Source organism: Caldisericia bacterium (genome assembly GCA_026414995.1).
Lineage (GTDB): Bacteria > Caldisericota > Caldisericia > B22-G15 > B22-G15 > JAAYUH01.
On sequence record JAOAHY010000005.1, the window covers coordinates 41585 to 53273 of the forward strand.

Genomic DNA, 11689 nt, shown 5'->3' on the forward strand with positions numbered 1-11689 from the left:
ATTAATGGATAGAAAAAGTTTAATTAGAGAGATAGAAAAAATAAGAAATTCTAAACTTCTTGTTTACTTTCTTGGACCAAATTCAAATATTGCCCAAGATGCAGTTGAAGTTTTATATAATCATTTAAGAGTTTTAGGAAAGGTAGATAACTTAGATCTATTTTTACATACCTTTGGTGGAATTCTTGAAATCCCTCCAAAGATAGTTTCAATTATGAGAGAATTTTCAAAACATTTTTCTGTTTTAATTCCATATAGAGCACACTCTGCAGGAACTTTAATAGCAATTGGTGCTGATGAAATAATAATGGGAAAAATGTCAGAATTAACACCAGTAGATCCGCAAACAAGATCACCACTTAATCCTAAAGATCCAAAAGGTGAAATTACTTTTGTTGCAGTTCAAGATTTAATATCATTTTTTAAATTTGTAGATAAAGTAGGAATTGAAAAAAAAGAGGAAATTTTTAAAAGTTTACTCGAAAATCTTCACCCACTTGTTATTGGAACAGTAAATAGATCTTGGTCTTTGATAAAACATATCATGAATAGATTATTATCTCATAGTAATTATAATGATAAAGAGAAAGAAGAAATTATAGAACTTTTATCAGGAGGTCTTCCATCGCACAATTATTTAATTACAAGAAAGGAAGCAAAAGAAATATTAAAAGATAAGGTTATATTTGCATCAGAGGAGCTTGAAACATTAATGTGGGATTTATATGTTCAATATATGATTCTCTTTAATCCAAATGTCCCTTATGTGTTTGATCCTCTATTTAACAGAGAAGTTAAAAAAGTAAATATTGCAGCAATTGAAACCTTAAATACTAATTCTTTGTTTATCCAAGTATTTGATAAAAAGGTAGAGGATGGAAAAATTATTGAAATACCGATTATCGGTAGATGGGTTGATGTTAAGTAAATTCTTTTTTTAAATATCTAAATAGATACATTGAAATAGGAACACAAAGAACAATTGCAACAATCGCTTCTGGAATTCCATGAATTATTCCAACACTGATTGCTTGTTGTAAATTTATAACTTTAAAAATTACACCTAATCCAAGGGTTATTATAGTATTTGTTATACTTCCTATAAAAGAAGCTAAAGTTAAGGAAACAATTAAAGGTTTCCCTTTTGATATATAAAGATAAAATAAAACTGCAGGAACAAAAGAAATTGCAGCAGAAATATAATAAATTTTAATATACTGTTGAATAATCCAAAAAATAATTAAAAATAAAATAATGCTTACAATTAAATGTATAATTATAGAATTTAGCTTTTTTTCTTGTTTTAAAATTTTATATAGTGAATAAAAAACAAATGCTGAAAAGACTCCAATTAAAGGTCTTGCAGGAAATAAAACCCAAATTGGAAACATTGATCCAAAAGCATATACAACTGAAATTCCAAAAATAGTTCCAACAAGTGCTCCATATTTTGCACCTAAAACAATACCAGTTATAATAACTGGTATATGCATAATTGTTGCAGCACCTGCTGGAGTTGGAAGTGGTATGTACCCCCATTGTGTAAATCCTAAAATAATTGTTATTGCTCCTAAAACACCAACGAGAGTTATCTCTCTAATCTTTGTGTTCATGATTCCCTCCTATAAAATTCCCCTTATAAGATATTAAAATTAAATTAATTATGTTTAAAACATACATTTTAATTTTAAAACTAAAAAGAAATATATCAATACCTGTTGGTATTTTAAAAACTATAAATTTTAAAAAGGGATATTATGCATATATTGGAAGTGGAAAGAGGAAAATTATTTCAAGAATATCAAGACACATTAAAGAAAAAAAGAAAATATTTTGGCATATTGATTATTTAACAACAAATAATAATTTTAAAATTCAAGAAATTTATTTAATTAAAAATCTTTCAGAATGTGAATTATCAAAAATGTTTTATTCAAAAAACATAAGTTTCATTGAAAAATTTGGATCATCAGATTGTTTTTGTAATTCACATTTATATTATTTTAGAAATTTAAAAGATATTAAATCTTTATTAAAATCTATTACTATTAGGAGGTTTTATGAGCACTCTTTTTAATGAGTTAAACATTGGTAACATGACAATTAAAAACAGGATTATTATGCCACCACTTGCAGTAAAAAACCCTGAAACAACTGGCTTTGTTAATGATGTAGTACTAAATTATTATGTTGATATGTCAAAACTTGGAATGGGTCTAATAATAACTGAAAATGTTTTTCCATCAAAGGAATCAAGAGTTATGCCAAATCAACTTTTATTATCAGATGATATTTTTATTGAAGGACATAAAAAACTCGTTGATGAGGTTCATAAAAATGGAGTAAAAATTGCTATTGAAATAAATCATTCAGGGTCAAATTTATATGAAATACCGGAATTAAAAAATATGCTTAAAAATAAAGAAGAAAGCGATTTTGTCTTTGAAGATGATGAAGATACAAGAAAACCTCTTAAATCAATAAACGAAGAAGATTTATCAAAAGAAAAAATTAGAGAAATAATTTTATCATTTGGAGAAGCAGGAAGAAGAGCAAAAGAAGCTGGATATGATATGATTGAAATTCATGCAGGCCATGGATTTTTAATTAATCAATTTTTATCACCAATGATAAACAAAAGGAAAGATGAATATGGAGGAACTCCATTAAATAGAGCAAGAATTCTTTTTGAAATTATAGATGAAGTTAAATCTAAAATAAAAGATAAATTAATTTCAGTTAGATTGCCATTAAGTGATAATCCTCCACAATTTAAATTTTTTGAAAATGGATTAACACTTGAAGATGGTTTATTAATTGGAAAAGAAGTATCATTAAAAGTTGATATGATTGATGTTACTGGTGGATATTCTGGAAGTAGACCTAAGGAAATATGGGGTTATGAAGGATATTTTAAAGAATATAGTAAAAAATTAAAAGAAATAGTAAAGATTCCAATTAATTTAACAGGTGGTATTAAAACACCAACTTTTGCTAATTATCTTATTGAAAATGGATATTGTGATACTGTTGGAATTGGAAGAGCTCTTCTATCTGATAAAAATTGGATAGAGAAAGCAAAAGTTGTATTAAGATAAGTATTCTATAAACTCTTTTAGATAAAATTCAACAGTACCAATTTCTTTTATATTAAATCTTAATTTATCTAATATTGAAAATTTATCAATTTTAATCTTTATTTTTTCATTAACTTTCCATATAAAGGGATAATTTTTATCTATAACAATCCTTTTTTCATCAATTTTAATATTTTCAATAGTGAAATCTGTTAAAGAATTTACTAAAGTCAAAACAATTTCATTTTCTCTATAAAAACTCTCCTCTTTAACAATAAGTTTTAATAAATATTGAATGTATTTATTTTCTATCTTTTTTTTATTTTTAAATCTTTCTGGAAAATCGGTTATAACTCCTAAAGGATTATATAGTTTTATCAATTCTATTTCATTATCTTCATTAACAACCCATGGGATTATTCTATCATAATAATTTTTATAATCACTTACTAAATAATTTATATTTGGTTTTAAATAATTAACTTCATTTAGATATTCTTTTATACTTTTTGGAACATGAACATATAGATATGCAAACTTAATATCTTTATAAATTTTTTTAAATTCATAAATCTCTTTATGATAAAAAGAGGATACAATTAAATTTTCATAATTAAATTTTTTAATTAAATCAAGTACAAACCTAAAATCTTCTCTATTTTTTATTTCAATATCAACAAATTTATTTTTATCCCTAACAAGTTGTAAAACTTCTTCAAGAGTTGGAATTTTATCTTTTAAATTATTCTTATTCAATGAATTAAAATCATTTTTTCTTATATCAAAATCTATTCCAAAAACTCTTTTTAAATTAATATCATGTGAAATTACTAATTTATCATCTAATGTTTTCTGTATATCTACTTCTATACCATCTGCACCTAATTCAAATGCTTTGAGATAACTTTTTATTGTATTTTCTGTTTCATAAAAACAACCTCTATGTCCAATTATTATCATCTATTAATTAATTTCTTTACTGCATTTTCTATTCCATGATATCCTGTGCATCTACATAAATTACTCTCAAGATATTCTCTTATTGTTTCATCATCAGGCTTTTCATATTTTTTAAGTAATGAATATACATTAACAATGAATCCTGAAGTACAGAAACCACATTGAAAACCTTCTTCTTCAATGAATGCCTCTTTAATTCTATTATCATTAATTCCTTCAATGGTAGTTATTTTGTCTTCGTCATCCAATTCTATAGCTAATATCATGCATGATTTGAACGGAATATCATTTATCAAAACAGTACATGCACCACAATCTCCATTTTCACAACCAATTTTTGTTCCTGTTAATCCAATTTTTTCTCTTATCACCCTTAATAATGTTTCATTTGTTTTTATTAAAATTCTTTTCTTTTCTCCATTAATATTAAAATTTTTCTCTATAAAACCTTCATAAATTTTCATAATTTTAACTCCTCCCAAAATATCTCAAAGCATCATCTAAGATAAGTTTAAAAAGCTCTATTCTATATTCTTTGGATGCTCTAAAATCTGATTTGAATAAAGGTAAAAGATACTCAACAATTTTATCAATTTTATTTTTTGAATTCATGTCACTATTATTTAATATTTCTTCTACCTTTTTATCTCTTAACGGAAAGTTAAATGCACCAGTAATTGCAAATTTTAAATTTTCATTTTCATTCAAAAAAAGAGTAGATATTATTGGGTAATCAACTCTTGAATAGAAAACCTTTCTATCATAATAATAATCAAGATTTAGTTTCTCTTTATTGATTACAAATTGAACTAAAATATCTCCTTTTTCTATTTTTAAATTTTTGTCAAATATTTCATTTATACTTATCTCTTTTAATCCCTCAAGTCCAAAAAATCTTATTTTCGCATCAAAAATGAGCATTGGCAAAACTGCTTCTCTATATGGAAGTTGACCTAAAATATTTCCACCAATTGTTATTTTATTTCTTGTGGTTCTATCAGCTACATATTTTATTGATTTTGAAATTATATTTGAAAAATTAGCCTCTATTAATTTATTTAAAGAAACAGTTGAACCAATTATTAGATTTCCATTATCAAAATAAATCTCAATACATTCTCTAATTTTTTTTAAATCAATTAAAACATCAGGATTTATAAGCCTTCTCCTAGTAAAAGTGATAATTTCAGTACCACCACTATAATAATAAGGATTTAGACCCTTTCCTTTATAATTTATATATATTTCATAAGCTTCTTTTAAATTATCTGGTTTAATATAAATTAAGTCTTTTGAAATCATTTTTCCTCCTTTATTTTATTAAAAACTTTCTCAAATGTTATTGGTAATCTTTTAATTTCTTTACCAATCGCTCTTGATATTGCATTTGAAAGTGCTCCTGGAATTCCTAAAATTGCCTCTTCTCCTATTCCTCTTGCTCCATAAGGCCCATCATGTTGTGTGGTTTCAACAAAATCAACTAAATATTCTGGATGTTCTCCAAATCTTGGAATTTTAAAATCTCTTAATGAATAATTTAAGACTCTTGCTCTTGAATCAAAAATAAAACCTTCGGTTGTTGTAAAACCTATTGCCATTTGAATTCCACCTATAAATTGATGTTTTGCAAGTTTTTTATTTATTACTTTACCAGCATCAATAACACATACAGCTTTTAAAATTTTATAATTTCCATCTTTTAAATTAACCTCAACTTCAACTGCTTCAGCACCCATTGTATATTCAAGTGAAGGATCACCTCTTCCTGTTTCTTTATCTATATCCGTTAAAAATCTTGATATATATTTACCTCTTCCAATTATTGGACCTCCTATAGCATTTCCATTTGGATAAACATAACCTAAAGCTATATCTTTAATTTCCAAAAACTTATGCTCTGCTCCCAATACATAAACTTTCCCATCTTTTATATCTAAATCCTCTTTTGGACATCTTAAAACCTGAGATGCAACTTCTTTAATTTGATTTATCGCATCATCACAAGCATCAATTACTGCTCTTCCAGCCATAACAAGAGATCTACTCGCTGCTGTAGTCCAATCATGAGGAGATCGATCTGTTATAACTTCAGATACAACATTTATCTTTGAAATATCTAATTTAAATTTTGATGCTACAATTTGTGCTAAACCAGTTTGAGTTCCAGAACCAATTTCTACAACTCCAACATTAACATTTATAGATCCATTTTCATTAAAAGATATAATTGCTCCAGCATCTGTATTTGGAGGTATCATTGGGGGTTTCCAAAAACATGCAAAACCTTTTGCTTTAACCTTATTATCATCAATTTTTAAATAACTTCCCTCATTCCACTTAATTAATTCTTTCGCTTTCTCAATACATTTCCTTAAATCTCCAGTTGAATCATCCATTAACTGATTTGTTGGAGTTGTGTCTCCCTTCTTTATTACATTTATATACCTTAACTCAATTGGGTCTATATTTAGTTTTTTACTTAAAATGTCCATCGCTCTTTCAATTGCAAAAGAAAGTTCAATATGTCCAAATCCTCTATATGCAGTAGCAAATGGATGATTCGTGTAAACACATAATGAATCACATCTCACATTTGGAACATTGTATGGTCCAGTACAAGAAACCGCAGCACCTCTTGAAATATTTACTGCATAATCTGCATATGCGCCTGAGTCAAATATATATAATATGTCCATTGCTACTAATTTTCCATCTTTTTTTGCACCAATTTTAATCTTTCCATACATTCCTATTCTTCCAGGAGATGAAATCAAATCTTCTTCTCTTTTATTAACAAGTTTTACTTTTCTTCCATTAACACTCTTTGAAAGAATTAATGCTAAACCCTCAAGTTGAATTCCTGCTTTTCCACCAAAACCACCACCAACTTTTGGAGCAATAACTCTTATTTTTTCATGTGGAATTCCAAAAAATTTACTCAATAAATTTCTAACAACAAAAGGTGCTTGAGTTGAAGAGTAAATAATAACCATACCATCAGGCAAAATTTCTGCTATAACAGCTCTTGGCTCCATTGCAACATGATCGCCTGGTGGAAGACAAAACTCTTCTTCAATTACTACATCTGACTCCTTGAAACCTTTTTCTATATCACCCTTTCTAATTTTTGTTCTATTTGCAATATTTGTACCTGGTTCTGGATGAATACTTGATATATGAGAGTATTTTTCCATTTCTTCATGTATAATTGGTGCATTATCTTTTAATGCATCAAGAGGATTTCCCACAAAAGGAAGTGGTTCATATTCTACTTTTATTAATTTAATTGCTCTTTCTGCAATCTCCTCACTATCTGCAACAACTGCTGCAACCGGTTCTCCAAAATATCTTACTTTATCTATTGCAAGAGGTGGTTTATCTCCTAAATATATTCCAAAGAGTATTGGGTAATCTTTACCTAATAATATAGACCTTACACCTTCTATCTTTTTTGCTTCTTCTATATCTATTGATTTTATTTTTGCGTGAGAAAGTGGGCTTATTAATATCCTTGCGTAAAGAAGATCTGGAAAATAAAGATCATTAGTATAAGTTGCCTTTCCAGAAACTTTTAAAATCCCATCTAACCTATTAATTTCTTTACCTATATAATTGTATTCACTCATAAAACCTCCCTCATATTTTTATTTTAAATTCAATTTTGTATTTATTCAATTGTATATTATGGAAAAACCTTCATCTTCTTTAAGTGAAGAGGAGATAAAGATGAATTTTTTTTGAAAATGAAGAAGGTTTTGGTTTATCAGATAAACCTAAGACTAAAGAGTCTTTTTCTTCAATTAATATTTCATAAATTTCTCTTGTTATCATTATTTCTTCTTCAAGAAGTAAATTTATTAAAGTTTAATCATTTAAAAAATCCATTCTTTTAATAGTTGATTCAAATTCTTTAAATCTAAATTCTATAAATGATGTTTGATCATTATTTTTACTTTGAAAAAACAATTTTTAAAACATCCAAAAAAGCGATTTTTTATTATTCTTAACTAAAATTTCTTCTAAAAATTTTAATTTATTATTTTGAAAAACTGAATCAAATTCATAAATAAATTTCACAAATTGAGAATATCTTAATTAAATTTTTTTAAAAAATACAACCCCTTTTTTTATTTCAATTTCAACTTCCCCAATATCTTTCATTTCATTAAGTAAAGATAAAATTGAACTTTTTATTAAATTTGCAACAATGTAAGAATTTACATTTAGATTCAATAGATAAATAATGTTTTCAATTGTTTCATAATCTTTAATAATATCAAGAATTTTCTCTTTAATTGATCTTAGTATTTCAATATTTTCATCAATAATTTTTATACTATCATCTTTATTATATAAATCTCCATGAGAAGGAATTACAAAATCAAAATCTATCTCTTTGATCTCCTCCATTCTTTTTATAAATTTATAATATGAATGAAAATATGGAACAATGTATTTTTCTAAAACTTGTTTAGAAAAAAATGAATCAGATGAAAATAAAATTTTATCTATTAAAATTCCTATCATACCTATTGAATGGCCTGAAAGATCAATTATTTTAAAATTTTCATTTTTTAGAGAAAAAATATCTTCATCTATTATAACTCCCTCAGACAATACCCATTTATTTAGAAACTCTTTAGGTGGATTACCACCTAAATTTAGGTAAATTGGTTCTAAAATAGGGTTTTCTATAAAAATTTTTTCAGAAGATGTAGAAAAAGTTTTTAATTTTAATGCTTCTTTTAAATATTTACCACCCCCTGTATGATCAGCATGATGGTGTGTCAGAATCAAATTTTTGATGTTGAAATTATTTTCTTCAATTATTCTTTTAACCTTCTTTGCTTTATCTTTATCTATTGGTGCATCAATAAGATAAAAAGAAGAACCTGCCTCAAACAGAGGCAGGTTAGTTGTATCTTTTATAAAAAATATTCCTTCTTTAATCCTTACTAATTCCAAATAATTACCTCAATTAACTTTAATTTCTTTCTCTAACCTCTCCTCTCTCTCCTTTTTTCTTTTTAAAATTTCGTCATATCTTTTTCTTTTCTCAAGTGCTTCTTTATTTAATCTTTCCTTTTTTGCTTCTATAGCTTTTCTAGCTGCTTCTCTAAGCTTTTCAAAAACTGGTTCATTCATCCAAACTTCATTCATCATTTTTGCAACTTCTTTTGAGTATCTATCTAAATCATTCATTAGTTTTTCATCTGTTGCAATTAAATCAGCATCAAGATCAGTTGCTTGTGGTTTTGTTTTATTATAAATGTATCTGAATACCTTTGGCTCATCTATAATTTCACATGGCATAAGTAAATTTTTATTAAAAGGTTGAAACTTTCTAATATATGTAAATAGAGGAGATTTTAAAATTTCAATTAAACTCTTTTCTTTTATATTTCCCCCTGAGAAGTGTAAGAAAATACAGGGTTCAACTTCACCTTTATGGTTTATATGGATATACCTTCTTCCACCAGCAATACAACCTGTTACAAATGGAGCATCATTCCAGAAATCCATTGGCCAAATTGGTTTATTTTCTCTTGCCCATCTTATAAATTCTCCTAACTTTTTTCTTTGTTCGGGTGTTGCCATTAATTCTACTGAAGGTTCTCTTCCAACTGGCATATAAAGGAAATACCAACCCCAAAAGGCTCCTTTTTCTATTAACATATCAAGAAAATCTTCACTTGTTACAGTATCTGCATTTAATTTTGTATATGTTGTTGAGTAACCAAAAAGAATGCCATTTTCTCTTAATAGATCCATTGCATCCATAAGCTTTTTGAAAACACCTTTTCCTCTTCTTTCATCTGTATCTTTTTCAAATCCTTCAATACTTAAAACAGGCATTACATTTCCAACTTCCTTTATTTTTTTAACCATTTCTTCATCAAGAAGTGTCCCATTTGTAAAAACTTGAAAAGCGCAATCAGAGTGTTTTTTATAAATCTCAAACATATCTTCTCTGATGAAAGGTTCTCCTCCAAGAATAGTATACATATAGGTCCCAAGTTGTTTACCTTCTGTTATTATCTTATCAACTATTTCAATAGGAAGGTCATCTTTTTTAGTATATTCACCAGCATAACACCCAATACATTTTAAATTACATCTCATAGTAGGACTTATTAAAATTGTAAAAAGACCTGGCACTCCATATTTCTTTTCAGCTTCGTTATTTTTTTGAACTCCAATAAGAAGTGTGTTTACAAAGAAGTTGTAACCTAATTTGGTCAACATCTTTTCATCAACTCTTTTAATTACTCCTGTAATTAGTTTCCAGTAATTATCCTTGTGAATATTTTTCTTTGCTGCTTCAATTTGTTCTCTGTAAGTTTTTATTGGGGTTATTGCTTTCATAAAATCTAAAATTTTATCTAAATTTTTTTCTGGATCTTTTTTAGTATATAAAAGAGTTTTTTTAACAAGATACCCAGCAACAATTTGCTTAATACTCATTTTTATCACCTCCGCTCAAATAACCAATGAGTAAATTTACAATTTCTTCTCTCTCTTCATCCTTTAAATTTATAAAATTAAGTTTTATGTCTTCCCAATCTGCTTCAAATCCTTTAAAATCATCAAAAAATTTTGTAAGTAAGAAAAATAAATATGATGCAAAACTTAAAAAAAGAATTTTTGAAGTTGAGGAGAGTAAAAGAAATTCCTTCAAAGTTTCAAACTCTTTTGTATTAGAAAAAAGTGTTGAAATAATCAAAAAGCCTAACACAATATAAATTAAAGGTTTAATAGTTTTTGATGCTAAAATTTTTAATTTTTCCTTTATAAAATCATTAAGTTTTCCATCAATTTTAGCTTTTTCAAACTCTTCTAAAAATTTTTTATACTCATCTAATTTTTTTGATCCATAAAGAAATATTTTACCTTGAGTTGTTAATGTATAATAATATTTCGGTCTTCCTTTCCCCTTTTTAATAAACTCAATTCTTAAAATTCCTTTCTCTTTTAAATTTCTCAAATGTTCATATGCTGTTATAAGATTTATATCAAGTTTTTTTGAAATTATATAAGGATTAATCCATTTGTTTTTTTTAAAGTATTCAGTTAAAAAGTAAATTAAATCTTTTTGTCTTTCAGTTAATTTAATATCTAAATTATTCATATCAATTCTATTTTATTAGTTTTTTTTACTTTTGTCAACTATATTTAAAATAAGACTAAATTAGTATAAAGGAATAATATAACCTAATATAACAATAATGTATTGTTTTAAAAAACTTTGAATTTCTATTTTTTTAAAAAATCGCTTTTTTAAAATAATTTTTAATACCTCTTGACAAATTTTAAAAATTTATTATACTTTGTATTACAAAGTAAAATGAATGACAAAGTTTTTGAATTTGATGATGTAATACATGAGAAAACAAGATTGATGATATTAGGACTCCTTTTAAAGGAAGGTGAAATGAGCTTTACAGATTTAAAAGAATCGCTTAATTTAACAGATGGTAATTTAACATCACATTTAAGAATATTAGAAAGTAATGGAGTTATTGAAGTAAGAAAAACATTCGTTGGAAGAAGACCTAAAACATTTTATAAATTTACAAAAGAAGGCAAAGAGAGATTTATTAAATATTTAGATAACATTGAAAATTTTTTGAAAAATTTACTTACTTAAAAGG

At 26.1% G+C, this 11689-nt stretch carries 13 protein-coding genes; 4 read left to right on the forward strand and 9 right to left on the reverse strand.

Annotated elements, in window-relative coordinates:
* Positions 1-4: 4 nt before the first annotated feature.
* Positions 5-928, forward strand: a complete 924-nt coding sequence (locus tag N3D74_03050) for a hypothetical protein (GenBank protein ID MCX8095151.1) — start codon at positions 5-7, stop codon at positions 926-928.
* Here N3D74_03050 and N3D74_03055 read toward each other — a convergent pair.
* A complete protein-coding gene (locus tag N3D74_03055; GenBank protein ID MCX8095152.1) occupies positions 921-1613 on the reverse strand; it encodes an ECF transporter S component in 693 nt (230 codons plus the stop codon). The genes N3D74_03050 and N3D74_03055 overlap by 8 nt on opposite strands.
* Before the next feature lie 50 nt (positions 1614-1663).
* Here N3D74_03055 and N3D74_03060 point away from each other — a divergent pair, with 50 nt between their 5' ends.
* Together N3D74_03060 and N3D74_03065 are read left to right on the forward strand one after the other, a co-directional pair.
* Complete coding sequence (locus tag N3D74_03060; protein MCX8095153.1) at positions 1664-2077, forward strand: GIY-YIG nuclease family protein; 414 nt, start codon at positions 1664-1666, stop codon at positions 2075-2077.
* The gene (locus N3D74_03065; GenBank protein MCX8095154.1) at positions 2061-3098 is read left to right on the forward strand and encodes an NADH:flavin oxidoreductase; all 1038 of its coding nucleotides are present in this window, start codon (positions 2061-2063) and stop codon (positions 3096-3098) included. The genes N3D74_03060 and N3D74_03065 overlap by 17 nt, the downstream gene beginning before the upstream one ends.
* Here N3D74_03065 and N3D74_03070 read toward each other — a convergent pair.
* The 8 genes from N3D74_03070 to N3D74_03105 form a co-directional block, all read right to left on the reverse strand.
* Positions 3090-4037 carry a glycerophosphodiester phosphodiesterase family protein gene (locus tag N3D74_03070; protein MCX8095155.1) on the reverse strand — a complete coding sequence of 316 codons (948 nt, stop codon included), beginning with the start codon at positions 4035-4037 and terminating at the stop codon, positions 3090-3092. The two genes, N3D74_03065 and N3D74_03070, sit on opposite strands and share 9 nt — an antisense overlap.
* The gene (locus N3D74_03075) at positions 4034-4501 is read right to left on the reverse strand and encodes a (2Fe-2S)-binding protein (protein MCX8095156.1); all 468 of its coding nucleotides are present in this window, start codon (positions 4499-4501) and stop codon (positions 4034-4036) included. The genes N3D74_03070 and N3D74_03075 overlap by 4 nt, the downstream gene beginning before the upstream one ends.
* 4 nt (positions 4502-4505) lie before the next feature.
* Positions 4506-5339 carry an FAD binding domain-containing protein gene (locus N3D74_03080; GenBank protein ID MCX8095157.1) on the reverse strand — a complete coding sequence of 278 codons (834 nt, stop codon included), beginning with the start codon at positions 5337-5339 and terminating at the stop codon, positions 4506-4508.
* Positions 5336-7663 (reverse strand): xanthine dehydrogenase family protein molybdopterin-binding subunit, encoded by a 2328-nt coding sequence (locus tag N3D74_03085; GenBank protein ID MCX8095158.1) that lies wholly within the window; start codon positions 7661-7663, stop codon positions 5336-5338. Before N3D74_03085 ends, N3D74_03080 begins: the two co-directional genes overlap by 4 nt.
* 79 nt (positions 7664-7742) lie before the next feature.
* Entirely contained in the window at positions 7743-7868 is a 126-nt protein-coding gene (locus N3D74_03090) for a hypothetical protein (GenBank protein MCX8095159.1), read from the reverse strand.
* A gap of 264 nt (positions 7869-8132) precedes the next feature.
* The gene (locus tag N3D74_03095) at positions 8133-9002 is read right to left on the reverse strand and encodes an MBL fold metallo-hydrolase (protein MCX8095160.1); all 870 of its coding nucleotides are present in this window, start codon (positions 9000-9002) and stop codon (positions 8133-8135) included.
* Between the two features lie 9 nt (positions 9003-9011).
* Positions 9012-10502, reverse strand: a complete 1491-nt coding sequence (locus N3D74_03100) for a radical SAM protein (protein MCX8095161.1) — start codon at positions 10500-10502, stop codon at positions 9012-9014.
* On the reverse strand, positions 10492-11166 hold the full coding sequence (locus tag N3D74_03105) for a helix-turn-helix transcriptional regulator (GenBank protein ID MCX8095162.1): 675 nt from the start codon (positions 11164-11166) through the stop codon (positions 10492-10494). Before N3D74_03105 ends, N3D74_03100 begins: the two co-directional genes overlap by 11 nt.
* Before the next feature lie 216 nt (positions 11167-11382).
* Here N3D74_03105 and N3D74_03110 point away from each other — a divergent pair, with 216 nt between their 5' ends.
* Positions 11383-11685: a transcriptional regulator gene (locus N3D74_03110; protein MCX8095163.1), complete on the forward strand. Its 303-nt coding sequence runs from the start codon at positions 11383-11385 to the stop codon at positions 11683-11685.
* Positions 11686-11689 lie beyond the last annotated feature (4 nt).